Origin of the sequence: Massilia horti (assembly GCF_004614195.1) — a bacterium.
Classification (GTDB): domain Bacteria; phylum Pseudomonadota; class Gammaproteobacteria; order Burkholderiales; family Burkholderiaceae_D; genus Telluria; species Telluria horti.
On the sequence record NZ_SPUM01000152.1, the window covers coordinates 16,492 to 34,620 of the forward strand.

At 60.0% G+C, this 18,129-nt stretch carries 16 protein-coding genes; 8 read left to right on the top strand and 8 right to left on the bottom strand.

Annotation, left to right across the window (positions count from 1 at the left end; translation table 11 throughout):
- Positions 1 to 23: 23 nt before the first annotated feature.
- Positions 24 to 1,340: an ATP-binding protein gene (locus E4O92_RS24300; RefSeq protein ID WP_135192217.1), complete on the bottom strand. Its 1,317-nt coding sequence runs from the start codon at positions 1,338 to 1,340 to the stop codon at positions 24 to 26.
- A gap of 143 nt (positions 1,341 to 1,483) precedes the next feature.
- Here E4O92_RS24300 and E4O92_RS24310 point away from each other — a divergent pair, with 143 nt between their 5' ends.
- The 4 genes from E4O92_RS24310 (at position 1,484) to E4O92_RS24325 (ending at position 6,251) form a co-directional block, all read left to right on the top strand.
- Positions 1,484 to 2,899 (top strand): protease complex subunit PrcB family protein, encoded by a 1,416-nt coding sequence (locus E4O92_RS24310; protein WP_206076939.1) that lies wholly within the window; start codon positions 1,484 to 1,486, stop codon positions 2,897 to 2,899.
- A 506-nt stretch (positions 2,900 to 3,405) separates the two neighbouring features.
- A complete protein-coding gene (locus E4O92_RS24315; RefSeq protein WP_135192220.1) occupies positions 3,406 to 4,638 on the top strand; it encodes a protease complex subunit PrcB family protein in 1,233 nt (410 codons plus the stop codon).
- Between the two features lie 66 nt (positions 4,639 to 4,704).
- Complete coding sequence (locus E4O92_RS24320) at positions 4,705 to 5,559, top strand: MipA/OmpV family protein (RefSeq protein ID WP_135192221.1); 855 nt, start codon at positions 4,705 to 4,707, stop codon at positions 5,557 to 5,559.
- A 2-nt stretch (positions 5,560 to 5,561) separates the two neighbouring features.
- Positions 5,562 to 6,251, top strand: coding sequence for a hypothetical protein (locus E4O92_RS24325; RefSeq protein WP_167759874.1), 690 nt, complete (start codon positions 5,562 to 5,564; stop codon positions 6,249 to 6,251).
- 373 nt (positions 6,252 to 6,624) lie between these two features.
- Here the strand turns inward: E4O92_RS24325 and E4O92_RS24330 are convergent, their stop codons facing one another.
- The 3 genes from E4O92_RS24330 to E4O92_RS24340 all read right to left on the bottom strand — a co-directional run bounded on the left by E4O92_RS24330 (position 6,625) and on the right by E4O92_RS24340 (position 9,915).
- On the bottom strand, positions 6,625 to 7,311 hold the full coding sequence (locus tag E4O92_RS24330) for a response regulator (protein WP_135192222.1): 687 nt from the start codon (positions 7,309 to 7,311) through the stop codon (positions 6,625 to 6,627).
- 162 nt (positions 7,312 to 7,473) lie between these two features.
- The gene (locus E4O92_RS24335) at positions 7,474 to 8,922 is read right to left on the bottom strand and encodes a Gfo/Idh/MocA family protein (protein WP_135192223.1); all 1,449 of its coding nucleotides are present in this window, start codon (positions 8,920 to 8,922) and stop codon (positions 7,474 to 7,476) included.
- Positions 8,923 to 9,093: 171 nt separating this feature from the next.
- On the bottom strand, positions 9,094 to 9,915 hold the full coding sequence (locus E4O92_RS24340; RefSeq protein WP_135192224.1) for an MBL fold metallo-hydrolase: 822 nt from the start codon (positions 9,913 to 9,915) through the stop codon (positions 9,094 to 9,096).
- 107 nt (positions 9,916 to 10,022) lie between these two features.
- Between E4O92_RS24340 and E4O92_RS24345 the strand changes: the two genes are divergently transcribed.
- Positions 10,023 to 11,312, top strand: coding sequence for a nucleoside hydrolase-like domain-containing protein (locus tag E4O92_RS24345; protein ID WP_135192225.1), 1,290 nt, complete (start codon positions 10,023 to 10,025; stop codon positions 11,310 to 11,312).
- A gap of 60 nt (positions 11,313 to 11,372) precedes the next feature.
- Here the strand turns inward: E4O92_RS24345 and E4O92_RS24350 are convergent, their stop codons facing one another.
- From E4O92_RS24350 to E4O92_RS24360, 3 genes are all read right to left on the bottom strand, one after another.
- Complete coding sequence (locus tag E4O92_RS24350; protein ID WP_135192226.1) at positions 11,373 to 11,951, bottom strand: TMEM175 family protein; 579 nt, start codon at positions 11,949 to 11,951, stop codon at positions 11,373 to 11,375.
- Between the two features lie 8 nt (positions 11,952 to 11,959).
- Entirely contained in the window at positions 11,960 to 12,367 is a 408-nt protein-coding gene (locus tag E4O92_RS24355) for a DUF2251 domain-containing protein (protein ID WP_135192227.1), read from the bottom strand.
- A 247-nt stretch (positions 12,368 to 12,614) separates the two neighbouring features.
- Positions 12,615 to 13,193, bottom strand: coding sequence for a hypothetical protein (locus tag E4O92_RS24360; RefSeq protein ID WP_135192228.1), 579 nt, complete (start codon positions 13,191 to 13,193; stop codon positions 12,615 to 12,617).
- A 431-nt stretch (positions 13,194 to 13,624) separates the two neighbouring features.
- Here E4O92_RS24360 and E4O92_RS24365 point away from each other — a divergent pair, with 431 nt between their 5' ends.
- Positions 13,625 to 15,361: a methyl-accepting chemotaxis protein gene (locus E4O92_RS24365; protein ID WP_167759875.1), complete on the top strand. Its 1,737-nt coding sequence runs from the start codon at positions 13,625 to 13,627 to the stop codon at positions 15,359 to 15,361.
- 55 nt (positions 15,362 to 15,416) lie between these two features.
- Here E4O92_RS24365 and E4O92_RS24370 read toward each other — a convergent pair whose 3' ends face one another.
- Positions 15,417 to 15,635, bottom strand: coding sequence for a DUF7661 family protein (locus E4O92_RS24370; protein ID WP_135192230.1), 219 nt, complete (start codon positions 15,633 to 15,635; stop codon positions 15,417 to 15,419).
- 228 nt (positions 15,636 to 15,863) lie between these two features.
- On the opposite strand from E4O92_RS24370, the gene E4O92_RS24375 reads away from it, so the two are divergent.
- Entirely contained in the window at positions 15,864 to 16,643 is a 780-nt protein-coding gene (locus E4O92_RS24375; protein WP_167759876.1) for a bestrophin-like domain, read from the top strand.
- Between the two features lie 57 nt (positions 16,644 to 16,700).
- Entirely contained in the window at positions 16,701 to 18,128 is a 1,428-nt protein-coding gene (locus E4O92_RS24380) for an MFS transporter (protein WP_135192232.1), read from the top strand.
- Position 18,129 lies beyond the last annotated feature (1 nt).

Sequence of the window (18,129 nt, forward strand, 5' to 3'; positions counted from 1 at the left end):
CGGGAAGACGACGGGGGCGCCCTTTAGCCCGCCTGCCGGTCCGGCAGCGTGATCACGAAACGCGCCCCGCCCAGGTTTGAGTCCTCGACCCGCAACGTGCCGCCGTGCAGCGCGACCGCCTTGTGCGCGATCGACAGCCCAAGCCCGAAGCCGCCGGTGGCGCGGTCGCGGCTGCGGTCGAGCCGGAAGAACGGTTCGAAGATGCGCTCGCGCTCATGTTCGGGAATGCCCGGGCCGTCGTCCTCCACGGTGATCTGGACGCTATCGGTGGTGGGGCGCCGCGCCGACAGCACGATGTCGTGCGCGGCATACTTGGCGGCGTTGCGTACCAGGTTGCCGACGGCCCGCGCCAGCAGGCGCGGGTCGCCGAACAGGCTGCCCAGATTCGGTGCCAGGTCGCAGCACAATCCGGGCGGGACCGGCTGCACGCTGTCGGCGCAATCGCGCAGCAGCGGCGCCAGCGGGAACAGCGCCATCTGCAGCGCCTGCTCGCTGTCCAGCCGCGCCATGCCGAGCAGTTCGTTCACCAGTTCGTCCAGCTCCGCCAGGTCGGCCCCCATCGCGCCGATGCGCCTTTGCAGCTGCGGGTCGTCGGTCTTCGCTTGCAACAGCTCCAGTCCGAACCCGAGCCGGGCGATCGGCGTGCGCAGCTCGTGCGACACCGAATGCAGCAGGTTCTTCTGCCCCACCATCAGTGCCTCGATGCGGCCGGCCATATGGTTGATGCGCTCGGCCAGCGGATAAATGCTGGCCGAACGCTTCATGTGGGCGCGCGCGGACAGCTTGCCGGCGCCGAATTCGTCGGCCACGTGCGACAGCGCCTGCAGCCCCTGCCAATGCGAGCGCGACCATAACGCGATCGGCACCAGCAGCGCCAGCGCCACGATCACGTAGCGCACCGCCTCCATCTTGAGCGCCAGGCCGATATCGATCGGCAGGTTCTCCGCTCGGAGGACATCAGCCTGGCTGCCGATGTAGCGCTGGCCGGTCAGGTCGACCCGCCGGAACATGGTCTTGTTGGCCGCGTCGAGCACCACCTCGCCGCGCTCGAGCGCCGCGCGCTGCCCGCGCGGCACGCTCTGGAGCGCATCGGCAAGCCCGATCAGGTCGAACCGCACGTCCGACACTTCGCGCACCTTGTTCAGGCGTCCCAGCCACTCGTCGGTGGGCGCCTTGTCCACGTATTGCTCGAGCAGGAAGATCTGGCCCGACGCCTGGCGGCGCGCGATGTCGTCCAGCGGCTCACCGAACAGGAGGCTGATCGCAAAGTAGATCACGAACGTCGCTGCGGTAATCGACAGCATCACGAGCAGGAAGAAGCGGAAAAAGATCCGGTTCACGTGCGCGCTCCGATTGACTTGCAGTTTTCCGTGATTGTGAGATACATTGTTAATTCCATTGCGACATTGTATCGGAGCAGCAACCCCTTCGTGTATTACAAATTGACGATAATTACTCGGCATCTCATGTGGAAAGGATGCATATGAAGACGTTTGGACGCGTGCTTGCGCTTGCCCCACTGGTCGGCGCCCTGGTGCTGGCGGGCTGCGGTGGTGGCGGTAGCTCAACTTCACCAATGCCGAGTCAGCAGTCCGCACAGGGTGTTGCGGTCGGCGAACCGAATCCCAGCGGGCCTGCAGGCGGCTCGACCGGCGGCCCGGCCGACGGCTCCCCGGGTGGCTCTCCGGGCGGTCCGGCCGACGGCTCTCCGGGTGGCTCTCCGGGCGGTCCGGCCGACGGCTCTCCGGGCGGTCCGGCCGACGGCTCCCCAGGCGGCTCAACGAACGACTCCCCGGGCGGCTCGATCATCAGCCCGGCCGTCACTGCCGAGTTCATCAAGATGGCGCAGGCGCGGAACTGCAGTGACGTGAAAAATCGCCTCTTTGTGATCGATGGCAAGCAGATGTTTTGGGATGTTGCCGGCAATTGCGGCGACGCCAGCTATTCCCGGGTGCTGTTCGGCGGCTCGCCTCAGGAGAAGCTGTGCTCGGTAGGCGACTCCATTGCCGGCCCGATCACTCGATGCGAAGATGAAATGTCGCGCGCACTGTTTGACACGATCGTCAAGAACCTGGACAACGCCGACCTCGGCCTGACCGGCCACAAGGTCGAGCAGGTGGCGTTCGTGCCCAAGGCTGGCACTGTCATCCCGTCCCACAACCTGGTCATCGCCCCCATCTCTGGCGTGAGCGACGCCAGGCAGGTCGTGATCAAGGACGCCGCCAGCTTCGCCAAACTGTGGGCCGAGCATGGCAGGAATCGCACCCCTGCGCCGCCGATGCCGTACGTCGACTTCAGCCGCCAGATGGTGCTGGCCGTGTTCGCGGGCCAGAAACCGATACCGTGCTACGGGCTTGCGATCAATCGTGCCGTATCGGATGGCGAAAAGATCGTGGTCGAGTATGACATCTTCCAACTGCAGACCTTTGTGGCTTGCGCCGAAGTGGAGTCGGCCCCGATGGAGATGATTGTTGTGGACCGCAACGACGTACCGGTCGAGTTCATGCGCGTCCGATTTGGCGAGGTGTCGTTCACCAACATCGACCAAACCGCCCATTCGGGCGTGACCGAGCCACGCGCCGAAGTGATCAAGGATATCGACAGCTGGACCAAGCTGTGGGCCGAGCACGCCGGGGCCGACGCGCCGGTGCCGATGGTGAACTTCAGCAAGCAGATGGTGCTCGGCATATTCCTGGGCACGCAGCCCAACGGCTGCTACTCGATCAGCATCGAACACCTGTACAAGTCGGGCAACGCGCTGTCGGTGATCCCCTATATCACGATGCCGGGCCCGGACAAGGTGTGCACCATGCTGATCACGACACCAGCGCAGTTGATCGCGCTTGACCGGAGCGACGGCGAGGTCAAAGTTACTCCAATAGCCGTGCCAGTGAGGTAACCTGATGTGGGAGGAGGGCGTGCAACAACGGGAAAAACTGTTTTCCTGACTCCCACAGCATTTACGATGAATTAGCTTCTCGATGCGCTCGGCCAGCCGATAAAGGCTGGCCGAGCGCTTCATGTGGGCATGCGCCGACAGCGCGCGAGTGCGCCTGCAACCCCTGCCAATGCGTGCGTGAGCCTGATCAGGTCGAAACCCACGTCCCACACTTCACACTTCGCGCATTTTCTTCAGGCGTCCCAGCCACTCGGCGGCCGGCGCCTTGTCCCCGTATTGCCTGAACTGGAAGTTACCGGAGTAGCGGCACGTCCCGGTATTACAAATTGACGACAATTACCCGACATCTCGGTGGGGATTCTAAGGCGGCAAGACCATATGATGAGCCCTGTATCGGGTTTCCGTTTACCCACCTGATGCGTGAAACGTGACGGTGGGTCTTTTTATTCCAGCAGCAATGACGATGGGGCGGCCATGACGCCGCCGTTAATGTAGAAAGGATGCATATGACGATGTTTGGACGCGCGCTTGCGCTTGCCCCACTGGTCGGCGCCCTGGTGCTGGCCGGCTGCGGTGGCGGCGACAGCTCAACAATGCAAAACAAGCAGGCCGGTTTCGCGGTCGGCGAACCAGATCCCTCTGGTGGCTCGATCATCAGCCCGGCCGTCACTGCCCAATTCATCAAGATGGCGCAGGAGCAGAACTGCAGCGACGTGAAAAACCACCTGTTTGTCATCGACGGCAAGCAGATGTTCTGGGATGTTGCCGGCAAGTGCGCCGACGCCAGCTATACCCGGGTGCTGTTCGGCAGCTCGCCTCAGCAGACGCTGTGCTCGGTCAGCGATTCCATCGCCGGCCCGAGAACCCTGTGTGCCGACGACAAGTCGCGCGAACTGTTTGACACCATCCAGAAGAACCTGGACAAAGCCGACCTCGGTCTGACCGGCCACAAGGTCGAGCGGGTAGCGTTCCTGCCCAAGGCCGGCACCGAAATCCCGTTCCAGCTTTTGGCCGCCGACACCATGTCCAGCGTGAGCGAAGCCAGGCAGGTTGTGATCAAGGACGCAGTTAGTTTCGCCAAACTGTGGGCCGAGCACACCAGCCAAATTCCTGCGCCGATCCCGTTTGTCGACTTCGACCGCCAGATGGTGCTGGCCGTATTCGCCGGCCAGAAACCGAATCCGTGCTACGACCTTGAAGTCAATAATGTTGCATCGGCTGGCGACAAGATGGTGGTCGAGTATGCCGTCACCCAGCGCCAGGCCTACCCGGCATGCGCCCAAGTGGTGACCACCCCGATGCAGATGATCGTTGTCGAGCGTAGCGAGGCGCCGGTCGAGTTCGTGCAAACCAGCGACAGCCGGGTGCCGTTCAGCACCATCAGCCTGACCAACAATTCGCATGTGACAGAAGCGCGCAAGGTGGTGATCAAGGATCTCGAGAGCTGGACCAAGCTGTGGATCGAGCACGCGGCTGCCGAGGCACCGGTGCCGCCGGTGAACTTCAGCCAGCAGATGGTGATCGGCATATTCCTCGGCAATCAGCCCGGTGGCTGCTACTCGACCCGCATCAATAGCGTGGGCAAGTCGGGTAACACCCTGGCGGTGTATCACCTCGACAGGATGCCGGCCGCGGGGGTGATGTGCACCGCGCAGGTCGTGACGCCGGCCCACCTGATCGTGGTCGACCGGACCGACGGAGAGGTTCAATTCACAACAGTAGCAATACCAGTGATGTAACCTGATGTGGGAGGAGGGCGCGTTACACCGTAGAATGTTGTTTTTCCGACTCCCACAAAACTGACGATGAAAACGCTTTTCGCCCTCGCGCTGGGCACCATGAGCTGCGCGGCCTGGGCCCAGACCCCGGCGACGAACCCGATGCCCGACGGCAGCCACGACATGTACGTGGGGCTGGGCGCGATCGCGGCGCCGCGCTGGCAGGGGGCGGAGAGCTCGAAGGTATCAGCATTGCCGGTGCTTCAGATCCAATGGAGCACCGGCCTTTTTATTTCGGGGATGAGCGCGGGCATCCACCTGTCGCAAAACCCCACGCTCGAGTTCGGTCCGCTGGTGGCGATCCAGCCGCGGCGCGACGAATCGGGCTTGGCAACCGGCGTGGGAGGCACTGGCGGCTTTTCCGGTGACGTCTCGACGGCCGGGCCCCCGAGTGTGATCGTCGGCACCCGCAATCGGTTGGCGGGCATGAATCCCATCCCGACCCGGCCGATGGGCGGCGGATTCTTCAATTACTATCTGGCTCCCCAGTGGCGCCTGACGAGCAGCATCCTGTACGGCGCCGGTAGCGAGCGTCACGGCGGCCTGCTTGACCTGGGCGTCCAGCGGCTCGTCTCGCCGCTGGCGCAACCGCACAAGTTTTCCTTTTCCGCCGGCGTGTCCGTGGCCAACCGCGCTTACAACCAGTCTTACTTTGGCGTCACCGTCCCTGAGGCGGTGGTCAGCGGCAGACGCGTGTATCCGGCCGCCGGCGGCCTGAAGGACGCGCATCTCGGCGTGCGCTGGAACTGGGCCCTGTCGCCCGAATGGATGCTCACGTCAAATCTGCTGGCGACGCGCCTGCTGGGCAGCGCCAGCAACAGCCCGCTCGTCGAGCGGCCCACCAACGTGACGGTTTCGACCGCCATTGCCTACCGGTTCTGACGATGCGCCTGGCCCGACATCTGATCGCATCCGTCGCCCTGCTGCTCGCAGCCGGGCACGCTGCTGCACAGGGGCACGGCATGTGGGTGAGCTACCGTGATGCGTACCGGGCCATGGTGGTGTTTGAAAAATACGGCGGCCCGAAGAACCTGATTCAGAGCGAGATGCAGGTAGCCCCAAGGGACCGCGATGGCGGCGGCGAGGCCCTGCAGCTCACGCTTACCGGCAAGTCCACCCAGTTGAACCTGCCGCTCGACCCGACTGGCCGCACCAGCCTTCCGCTGCTCAAGGCTGCCTACGACGAGAACGCGGTACTGGTATTGAGTGGCAAGGATCGCGAATTCGTGGTGCGTTCGCGCGTCTCGATCATGGTGCGCCGCGATGGTGTTTACGATGTGGCCGAACTGCGCCAGGCCTGTGAGCAGGCGCTGGGCTACGCGCGCTATGTGGACCGCTCGTTCGGCGGCAGGCAATGCGTTGGGGTGCGTTTCGTGTTCCCCAAAAAAGCCGACGCCAACGTACGCGTGCGCAAGGCGCAAGGGGACGAGATCGCGCTGCCGGTGGGCGAGGGGGTTGCTTTCCAGGGCGACGCGGATGCGGCGTTCCCGATCGTGAGCTACCGTTTCACGGCCGAGCGCGTGCAGTTGGTGACGAGCCGCGCACCGCTCGCGATTGTTCCGCTGTTTGAATAGCTCAGGGGCGCGTGGTCTTTGATGCCGGTGCGCACGCTGTTCGCGAAAGCCGGTAGCGAAACAGCAGTCGTAACGTGAATCAACCGCATGTCGAAGGCGTGACTATGCCTCGCCGAAACATGCGATAAAGAAACGCAAAACGCGATGCAATGTTGGCCAAGCGCCACCGCTGGCGCCTCTAACCGTGAATTGCGCTGCGTTTTGCGTGATTCATCCTACGGGGCGGCACGTCGCTTTGCAATGCCCGTTAGGGTGCGCACTCCGTGCGCACGCGGTCAACGCATACTGACTTGCGGCTGCCGTTTGGCTACGCTCCGTTTGCGAACCGCGTGCGCACAGGGCATCAAAGGCCCCGCGCCCCCTACGATGCTCGTTAGTTCCACGCCGACGGCGAAAACAAATACCCTTCACCCCATACCGTCTTGATCTTTTCCGAGGTGGTATCGTCGAACTTGCGGCGCAGCTTGGAGATGCAATTGTCGATGCTGCGGTCCAATCCGTCGAATTCAATCCCGCGCATTTTCTTGAGCAGTTCATCGCGCGACAGCACGCGTCCTGCCGCCTCGGCCAGCACCAGCAACAGCTTGTATTCGGTATTGCTCAGCACACAGGGCTCGCCGCGCCAGGTCACATTGCGGTCGCTGGTCGAAATGCGCAGGTTGCCAAACTCGAGCACCTGCACATCGCCAGCGGACTTGGCCTGTGTGCGGCGCAGCAGGGCGCGCAGGCGCGCCAGCAGCACGCGAGGCTGGACCGGCTTGTTGACGAAGTCATCCGCCCCCTGTTCGAGGCCGGACACTTCATCGTATGAATCTTCGCGCGCCGTCAGGATCAGGATCGGCACCTCGGACAATTCGCGAATCCGGCGGCAGACCACCATTCCGTCCAGCCCGGGCAGCATGAGGTCGAGCACCACGATGTCCGGGGTGCCCGCCTTGAAGCGCTCCACCGCCTCATCACCGCGCGTGACCAGGTCGACCGCGAATTCATAGCCGGACAGGTATTCGGTGACGAGCTCGGCGAGCCGCGCGTCGTCTTCCACCAACATCACTCGATACATGCTTTTCTCCTCGGGAAGACATTGTATAAGAGGAGTTGTCAATAAGCATATATTTCGACACCGATGGACAATTAATTACAATTTCACGACATTTTCCAGGGCTGAGGGAAGAAGACTGAGCAGTTGGCAGCCGGTCACGAGGATTCCGGCTGCTAGCGATGATCAGGGAATCTTGACCCGGATCGGCATCGGCACCGGTGCCTTCCGGTCTGGCATCGGCGCGCGGTCCGGCGGGGTCAAGCCTGTGACGAGATCCGCGATGCGTACCGAATTCCCAGTTTCAAAGCAACGGTTCGCGGCGATGCCTACCAGGCATGAATAAGCGCCAGCCCGCTCATCGGAAATGCGCTTGAATTTATCCGCCGGCGCATCGCCGAAAATTTCGTCGAGCATGACGTTATCGCCGCCGCCGTGGCCACCCGTACCGACCCAGGGCTCGATGTCGCGGGCGGCCCCGCGCAGCGGAATGATGCGCGTCGATACCTCATTGCTCTTGCTTTGCACCTGGCCCGCGCCTGCCGCCCCGGCCGATTCGACAATGCGGTGTTCCAGACGGCCCTTGGTGCCATTGAAGGCGATGTGATAGCCCTCCCATGCATCGTAGGCCGACAGCGCGTATTTGAGCTGTACGCCGTTGTCATAGCGAACCATCACGTTCATCGTGTCTTCGATATTGATTTCGGGACGCCATATGCATTGGTCGCGGAAGTAGCCGTCGTGCTGTTCGTTATCCAGATACAGTTCCTTCAAACCTGGATCGGCGGCCAGATCGAAGTAGAAATTACACTTGTTTTTTTCCGGGCAGGTCAGGCAGCGCTGGTGATGGCCTTGCAGCCCCATGCGCTTGGCCGTCTCGGGCGTGTAAAACTGACGCGAGCCGAAGGCATGCACCAGCTCAGGTTGCGCGCCCAGCCACCAGTTCACCAGGTCGAAGTGGTGGGTGGACTTATGCACCATCAGGCCACCGGAATTGGCCTTGTTGCTGTGCCAGCGGCGGAAGTAGTCGGCGCCGTGCACTGTATTGAGCAGCCAGGTAAAGTCGACCGACAGCACGTCGCCGATTTCACCGCTCATCAACAGTTCCTTCACCTGAGTACGCGGCGGGGTATAGCGATAGTTGAAGGCCACGCGAATATGCCGGCCGGTGCGCTTGACCGCGTCGAGGATACGCTGCGCCTTCTCGGCCGTTGTCGTCATCGGCTTTTCGGTGATGACATCGCAGCCGGCTTCGAGCGCGCGCACAATGTATTCGTCGTGTGTGGCATCAACCGTGGTGACGAGGACGAATTGCGGCTTCGTTTCGCGAATCATGCGGTCAAAGTCGGCCGCAGCATACGGGCGTGGCTGGCTGGCGCCGGTTTCCGAAATCCGCCTGACGGCACGCGCGACGCGGCCAGGATTGGTATCGCAAACGGCAACGATTTCATTACCGTCACGGTATTTTCCCGTGATGGCGTTCATGTACATCCGTGCCCGGTGACCGACTCCGACCACGGCGTAGCGTTTGCGCGAGGTAGCGGCGTATGCGCCGGTCGCCAGCATCAACCCGGCCGCGCCGGCTGCCTTCAGAACGGTACGCCGATCAATCAGGCCGAAATCTTTATCGCTCATTCTACGTTTCCCTTCACTTTTTAAGTTGTAGGACCGGGGACGGCCGCCGGGTGGTAATGCATCACGGCCATGCATGTCCGATATTTCTCCTCTGAATATGGTAGCCTTGGCGTGATGTGATTGGCAAGACCAATTTCTCAATTGGTTTGACCAGTCAGGCCAAAACGGGTGTCACTCGGCGGTGACCGGAACCCATGCGAAGCCGCCAGCCAGGCGACGCAGGCGGCCCAGTCCGGGCGCGGCGGCGTGGGGGCACACCAGCAGCGCATCGTGTTCGAGCGCCATGCGGAACAGCCAGTCGCGGGTGCGCGGCGTGAGGTCGGGGTCGGTATCGAAACAGCTCACCCACCCGGGATGGGAAAAATGCAACGGATGGTGGCACACGTCGCCAAGATAAATCGCCATGGCGCCCAGCGACTCGATCACGACGCTCATGTGCCCCGGCGTGTGGCCGGGCGTGGGCAGCAACGTCACATCAGGAGCGAGCTGGAGCGCACCGTCCACCAGCGTCAGCCGGCCCGCATCCGCCAGGCTGCGCAAGTTCTGGTCGAAATGGTGGATTTTCCCGTCCGGGCCGCTGAAGCGTTCCCAGTCAGCCCGGCCCAGGTAATAGCGTGCGTTGGGAAACGTGGCGACATGGCGCCGGTTCGCAGCCAGCGTGTTGCGGCTCGTGTGATCGCCGTGCGCATGGGTGTTCACCACGGCGGTCACCTGTTCGCGCCGATAGCCGCTGCGGTGCAATTCTTCGAGCAAGTGGCCGGTGCGGCCACCGTGCGTATCGTCGCCGTAGCCGGTATCCAGCAATATCAAGTCGCCCGCGCAGCGGAGCAGGGCATAGTTGTGACCGACATCGATCTTGCCTGTGGCGTCAGTCGGCACTTCCCGTTGCCATACGTCCGGCGGCACATTCGCAAAAAAATAGCGAGCAGGGAAGGGGAAGCTGCCATCGTCGAGCAGCGTCAACTGAACGCGGCCGACTGCGAGTTGTAGCATCGGACCTCCGGCGAAGTCCAGCTTTGAGGTGGTTTGCCCTGACTGGTTCCGGTTATTATGATCCGGTGACCGCCTGCAGCATTACCAACTGACACCGTACAACGCACATGGATCGACGCCATTTCCTTTCTCTTCTCGCTCTGTCTTTACCGCTCGGTAGCTACGGAATTCCGCTTACTGGCCGAGCTGAGGCGCGACCACGAGTAATCGTTTCGACCGACATCGGAGGCACCGATTTCGATGACTTCCAGTCGCTGGTACATCTTCTGGTATATAGCGATATGATCGACCTCGAAGGCATGATCGCTTCGCCTTGGGGAGAAGGGCGAAACCGCAAACGCCATCTGCTCGCGATCATCTCGGAATACGAAAAGGACTACTCAAATCTGCGCACCTGGTCCGCTCGCTATCCGACCCCTGATCGTCTGCGCAGTATTTCCAAACAAGGTGGTTCGGACCTGGCCGCCCCACCTGGCTGGGGAAAACCAACCGAAGGCTCTGACTGGATTATCGCCAGCGCGCGCCGGGATGATCCGCGGCCGCTGTGGGTTCTGCTATGGGGCGGTTTCGAAGACCTGGCGCAAGCCCTGCACGACGCCCCGGACATCAAATCGAAGCTGCGCGTCTACATGATCGGCGGCCCCAATAAAAAATGGTCCACCGCCGCCTACGATTACATCGCTCGCGAGCACCCGGATCTGTGGATCATCGAGAATAACTCCACTTATCGAGGTTGGTTCACTGGCGGCCAGCAGGCCGGCGATCTCGGCAATGCAAATTTTGTCGCCCAACACGTCAAAGGCGTCGGCGCACTAGGCGACTACTTCGCCAGCATTGCGCCGACGGTGAAAATGGGGGACACGCCTTCGTTCACCTACATACTCGGTTCCCATCCAGAAGATCCAGGTAAAGGCGGCTGGGGAGGGGAATTTGTCCGTGCTTGGACGCGGCCGCGCGTAACCTTCAACTCTTCACCAACGGCGAACGATGTTGTCGAGACCTTTGCCATTGTCGAACTGATTTACCGTCCTGCTGGGGCCGCACCAGCGCAAGCACGTGCCAGCCTGGTGATCGACAAACAAGAATTTGCTGGATACCCAGGGGACGACGGCGCTTGGCATTTCCTGTTTTCTCCCAAGGAGGCGAAAACCTGGTCCTACCGAGTCAGCAGCAATCATCCCGGCCTCGATGGCCAGACAGGAGGTTTCACCTCGCGCATGCCAGCGCCGGAAATGGCGTCGCACCCTTCCGATAAATACCCGAACTGGTGGACCGATAATCCGGCACCCGAGCTCAGCGAAGGGCAGGCTCAAGGCGCGAAGTCCATCAGCCGCTGGCGAGAAGAGTTCCTGCGCGACTTCGCTGCCCGCCTGCGCAGGGCACAAGCCCCGGCATAACCTTAAAAGTTTCTATGTCCGTAGCCGCAAACGATAGGGACCTGGGCGCCTGTAAATTGCTTATTCGTGTTCCACCAGATTCTCGATTCGACGATCGGGGATGAACCACATGATGGCGACCGCGACGTAGGTGGCGAAGCCGAGCCACGGGAGCAAGAACGCCAGGCCGATACCGACCAGGTAGAGGACAAGCGAGAGCTTGCCTTTCCGGTCCGAGCCGATGGCCTCCGCGAGTTTGCGGTTTTCCTGGAGACCGGCCGTCAGGCAGATCTCCAGGATGTTATAGGCGACGGCCGTCATGAAGAGGATGATGCCGTAGGCGGCAACCGGATCTGTGGCGAAGTGATTCTCCCCCATCCACCCAGTAACGAACGGAATGAGCGAGAGCCAGAACAGCAGGTGCAGATTCGCCCACAACACCACTCCGCTGATCCCATGGACGGCATGCAAGAGATGGTGGTGATTGTTCCAGTAGATTCCGATGTAGACGAAGCTAAGCACGTAGCTGAGAAAGACCGGCCACAGCGGAGCGAGCGCGGCCAAATCCGAGCCGCGCGGAACCTTCAGTTCCAGCACCAGGATGGTGATGAGGATGGCGATGACGCCGTCGCTGAAGGCTTCGAGCCGGTTCTTTCCCACTAATTTCCTTACTTAAATAGGTCGATGACCGAATCATCCCATTGGTGACCAAGGCTTGACCACGCTCCATCTATTCGAGCAGGTGGAAATCCTGTTCTGCAGAATCCTTGGCGTGTACTGAAATCAAATACCGCATGGGGATCGTCATTGATGAGAAGAACAACCTTTTGGCTGTCTTTCGACCATCCTATCTTAACCGTCGACGGTCTGCTGCGATCCGTGACGTTAGCGACGTTATAAATGTGAAGCGCGTCTTGAATCTGGTTGTCTTTGGCTTGAGTATCAAGAGCGTAGAAATACCCAGTGTCGCCGTCATCCTCGAATACGGTAGCGAAACGACCGTCGGGGGCTGGACCTTCAACCACGCTCTCTTGTCCGACAAAGACGACTTCTTCAGCAGCAATAATTATTGGCATGATTATCGGTCAGGTTAAACGTATTGAGGGGTAACTCCCATACTGGAGCTTGTTCAGTAGGTTCCGACGTACACAAAGCTGGGCACGTAGCTTAAGAACACAGAGTCGTTTGCCCAGGTTGATTGATCGGCGGTTGCTAAGCCGTGTTAACCATCTGGCGAAACATATGCCCAAAAAAAATTTCCCCAAGAATCATTTACTTAAGATTCTTAGGTCACCGGAGGTGTAAGGAACTCCGACAACACTCTCATAGCGGCCGCAAACGATCGGGAGGAGAGCATCCGTAAATTGCAAGCATAAACGGCATCGCAATAAAGAAAATCAGGGGTAAGAGATCCTTCAAGCCTGTCAGGAACGATTCAAGCCGATGAGTGCTGTGCCATTCGTTGCCGGGGAAGGCCCAGCCCAGGATGGTCAGTACTAACCAAAGGACCAGGGCGCAAGCCACAATATTTTTCAGCGTCAGGCGGCCGCGTTTGAGGAAGGAAGCCGCTACTGGCACACCGACTAGTCCAAGTAGCGGAAGCACATGAATCAGCGAGAGTATTGTCAGGTGAAAGGTCCAGTGGGGAACGATCGACCAGCGTTGCGCCTCCTGCAGGATGCCATCCGTCTCGCGGCCGCTGAATTCCGCGTAGCTGGAAACAAAACTCATGGCCACAAGACCGCAAGCGGCGCACAAGTAGGCAAACGCCAGCGGCTTGATGCCGACCACGGTAAAGATTGGGCCGAGCATTATTCGCCAGATGACGAAAGGGACCACAATCGCCGCGCCTATAAGAGCCAGCCCGGATGCACTTGTCAGCCAGTAAACGACCCAGTCCATTGTCACCCCAGTTTTAGTATGGTTTTTTGATTAACTATACACGCTACAACGAAACCAGGGAAAAAATTGCTGAGCAAGAAGTGATCATCACCATCCATGTATGTGGAGCTTCCCAGGCAAACAGGCCGACGATTGTTCCTGAATCGCGCCCTCGGATTCGCCTTGCGGATAGCTGAAAAACTCTTCCGACAAGTCAACGGATTGCCGTTCATCAACGTTAATTGCGCAGGAGTATCTTTCGTTGGTGAGCGTCTGGCCCGCAGGTGTTCGACTTGCATGGGCTCGGGCATCAGCTGAGCGGACTCCTTTCGCGGGTGCCAGCATAGGGCCGATCGGTCAGACAATGGGGGTGGGTGAGCGCATATTGAATAATTTTCGAAAACACCTGAATTTAAAAAAATAGGCGTAAAAAATAAAGTTTGGAGAAGCAAGTGAAATTTTCTAATTTAAAATTCGGGGTTCGGTTGGGCATCGGTTTTTCTGCTCTGATGTTGTTGACCTGTATTATCGGTATCTTTTCAATGGAGAGAATGTCGTCGATCAATGCTGCGACAAAGGACGTCGCCACGAATTGGCTGACGGGGACAAGGCTCCTGGGTGATTTTCAGGTGAGTATGAACCTGATTCGCCGCGCCGAGGCACAGCACATGATGTCTGTGACCGATGCTCAGTTTTCTGAGCAGGAAAAGCGCATTGAAGACGCGAAAATAAAAGCGGCAGAATTCTTCAAGGCTTACACTGATACAGTAACTTCAGATAAAGAACGCCAGTTGCTCGATGCGATTCGTGTGGCGAAGGAAAATTATCTCGCGGTTCAGGTCGAGCTCTTAAAGTTATCAAGGTCAACGGATGGCGTAACGGATGACTTGCGGGCCTTGTTCGGCGGCGCCTCGCTTAAGGCATTCAACGAATTGCTCGATGTAATTCAAAAGGATGTGGACTTCCAGAGCCAAGAAGCCGATGCGGCATATCGGATGTCCCAGGACGCCTACTCGCAAACGATGACTCTTGTTGTCGGTTTTATTGTCGCTTCACTGGTGATTGGCGCGCTCCTGTCGTGGAAGACCACCCAGTCCGTCACTCAGCCGCTGCATATGGCGGTGCAGTTTGCGGAATCGGTCGCAGCCGGCGATCTCTCTGCGAACATTACGGACGAAAGAACTGACGAGGTTGGGGCCTTGTTGAAGGCACTCTCCAACATGAACTCCAGCTTGTCGAGCGTGGTTAATACCGTTCGTCAAGGTTCAGAGTCGGTGGCCACCGCTTCGGCACAGATTGCCCAGGGCAACCAGGACTTGTCTTCAAGGACGGAGAGCCAGGCAAGCGCGCTGGAAGAAACTGCTGCGTCCATGGAAGAGTTGTCCACGACGGTGAAACAGAATGCCGATAACGCGCGTCAAGCTAACCAGTTGGCATTGCGAGCGAGCCAGGTTGCGCGCGAAGGCGGTGATGTCGTTTCGCAAGTCGTCGGCACGATGAAGGAGATTAGCGACAGCTCGAAGCGGATCTCGGAAATCATCACCGTCATTGACGGAATCGCTTTCCAGACGAATATTCTCGCCCTTAATGCCGCGGTCGAGGCAGCTCGGGCCGGAGAACAAGGTCGTGGGTTTGCCGTTGTCGCAGGGGAAGTACGAAGCCTGGCGAGCCGCAGTGCCGAGGCAGCAAAAGAGATCAAGCAGTTGATCACTGAAAGTGTGGGTCGCGTCGATTCCGGCACGGCGCTTGTTGACCGGGCCGGCAACACCATGACTGAAGTTGTTGGAAGCATTCAGCGCGTAACCGACATCATGGCCGAAATCAGCGCGGCCAGTGTGGAACAAAGCGCCGGGGTCAACCAGGTTGGCGAAGCCGTCGCGAATATGGATCAGGCTACGCAGCAAAACGCCGCTTTGGTGGAAGAAATGGCAGCAGCAGCGGACACATTGCGCGGACAAGCAAGAGACCTGGTGGCTACGGTTGCTGTGTTTAAGTTGGATTCCCAGAGTAGTTCACTGCAAAAAACTGCTTTGGTTCCTAAGCCAACAGCCAACGCTGCGGCGGCAAAGCAGCTGAACTCGCCGAAAGCTGGCAGGGGAGAATCGACGAAGGCTACCGTGAGGAAGGCTGTAGTCATGCCCACTCCCAAGAAAGCAATTCCAGAAGAAGCAGATTGGGAAACCTTTTAAGTAGCCCAATGGGCCCGCCGCAACTTGTTTCATAAGCGGCGGGCTCTTTGCTAATTCAACCTATCCGCTCGACCGTTCCTTTTTTTGGCGTTGCTTGTTCATGAAACAAGTCTGCCAAGTATTCTGACAATTCGTCTTCTGCAATGTCAGATGGAACAATGAAGTCGGCCGGCCTTCGTTTTCCATCCGCGCCCAAATGAAACGCTTGCCAGGCTCCTGCCGAGCCAGTTATGGCAATCAGTGTTCCAAAAACATTAAAACGAAACTCTCTCATCTCGCATTCTCCGATCCAGGCCCAGCACAGAGTAGACGTCTTCGCAAGCCCGTGTGTCAATTTACATCGGCTGCCAACCCCATTAGAGTGGACGTGCGTGCGGGGCCACCTGTGGAAGCAAGCCGTGCTCCTCCGGTGGCAACCGATGCCAGCGCGCTCGCTCGCGTGATGCCTCATGCCGGGCCGGCGTGGACCGGGCCTGAAAATGCCAGGTACTGGAGACTGATAATGCGAGGTAGCGAACCTCTCGATTTCCTGCCGCTGTGGGGTCTCTTCATCACTATCCTGGTGCTCCTGCTGATTTCAGTGGAAGCGGGCTATCAAATTGGAAAATTCAGGGGAAGCCGGGTACAGGAGCACGAAACGCCCGTTGGCGAAATGGTCGGGACCATTCTGGGCTTGCTTGCCTTTATTCTTGCATTCACTTTTGGGCTGGCTGCAACGCGCTACGATACCAGACGACAGCTCGTGGTCGACGAAGCAAACTCCATTGAAGCAACTTACTTGCGTGCAGGGATGCTCCCCGGGCAGCGCGAAGAAATCCGCGCGCTGCTGCGGGAATACGTGGACATTCGTCTCGCAACTGTCCGGTCAGGCAAAATTGCGGAAGGAATCCGTAAAGCCGAGGATGTGCAAAAGGAGTTGTGGGAACAAACGGTTCCGCTTGCGGAGAAAAACCCGAATTCGATCGTAGTCGGTCTATTCGTCCAATCGCTCAACGAGGTTATCGATATGCGTGGGAAGCGGGTTGCAGCTGGCGTAAGAAACCGAATTCCCCTTGCCATCTGGGTAGCGCTTTATGGCGTCGCCGTCCTTTCTTTTGCTGCGCTGGGCTACCATTCGGGTCTGATTCTAACCAGCAGGTCACCCGCAATCCTTGCCGTCGTCATTACATTCTCGGTGGTATTAGGGTTGATTGCGGATCTGGACCGGCCACAGGAAGGCACGCTTAAAGTGAGCCAGCAGCCGCTTGTCGAGCTACGGCAGTGGATGAATACACTTAACTGATTCACCGCGGGATTTAAGTGCTCTAGCGTTCCCCCCACCGTATGGGAGTTTTCCCGGATGAGCATAACGCTGCCCCCCTCCTGTGACCGCGCGCTCGCCGGCGCAGTGGGGGCGCGCGCGCCTGCCGATGTGCGACCGCACTGGGTGCTCGTTACCACGGTACTTGCGTCCAGCCTCGCCTTCATCGACGGCTCGGTCGTCAATGTTGGCCTGCCTGCAATCGGCCGCAGCCTCGGTGCCGCGGGCGCCGACTTGTCGTGGGTGGTGAACGGCTATCTTCTCCCACTGAGCGCGCTGCTCCTGATCGGTGGCGCCGCCGGCGACCGATTCGGCCGCCATCGCATGCTCAGGTTTGGCATCGGCTTGTTTGCGCTGTCCTCGCTGATGTGTGCGCTCGCCTCCAACCTTTACTGGCTGGTCGCCGGACGCGTGCTGCAGGGTGTAGGCGCGGCGCTGCTGATGCCCAGCAGCCTGGCAATCCTCGGCTCCGCCTTCAGCGGTGAGGCGCGCGGCCGTGCGATCGGAATCTGGGCTGCGGCGGGGGCAGTGGCGGGCGCTCTCGGACCGCTGTTGGGCGGATGGCTGATCGACCTGGCGGGCTGGCGCCTGATTTTCCTGATCAATTTGCCGATCGCCTCGCTCGCGCTGTACTTCGATGGCCGCTGCCTGCATGACAAGCCCGATCCCGCGCGCCCTGCGCTCGACCTGGCCGGCGCCACCCTCGCGGTGCTCGGGCTGGGATGCGTAACCTGGGGCTTGACGGTGGCGTCCGCCAGCAAGAGCGGCGATTGGCTTGGCCTGGCCGTACTGGCCGCCGGTATCGTGCTCCTTTACCTGTTCCTCGGTGCCGAGCATCGCGCGCGCGACAAGGCGATGCTGCCGCTGTCGCTGTTTGGTTCGCGCAATATCGTCGGGCTGAACCTGCTCACGTTCTTCCTGTACGGCGCATTCGGCGCGGTCCTGGTCATGGTGCCATTCGTGTTGATCAAGGTGGCCGGTTACTCGGCCACGGGCGCCGGGGCGGCACTGTTTCCGCTGCCGGTTGTGATGGCACTGGCGTCGCCGCTGCTGGGGCGTGTCGCCGGCAAAATCGGACCGCGCCTGCCGCTCACGTTTGGCCCGCTCATCGTTGCCGCCGGATTCTTGCTCGCAACTCGCATCGGCCCCGACAGCCGGTACTGGACTACCACGCTGCCGGTGGTGCTGGTCATTGCGCTGGGTATGGCTGCCGTGGTTGCGCCGCTCACCACCGCCGTCCTATCGACGGTGGAGCCGCGCTACACCGGGATTGCCTCGGGATTTAACAGCGCGGTCGCGCGTACCAGCGGCCTGGTCGCGACCGCGCTGCTGGCGGTGATTTTTTCACGCCAGGGCCACGCGCTGGTTGTCGCTTTCCATGCTGCGGCGCTGGTTGCCGCGCTGGCCGCGCTGGTGGCGGCCGTGTGCGCTGTCATGTTGATCGAACCCCCAGCCGTGCACGGGTAAC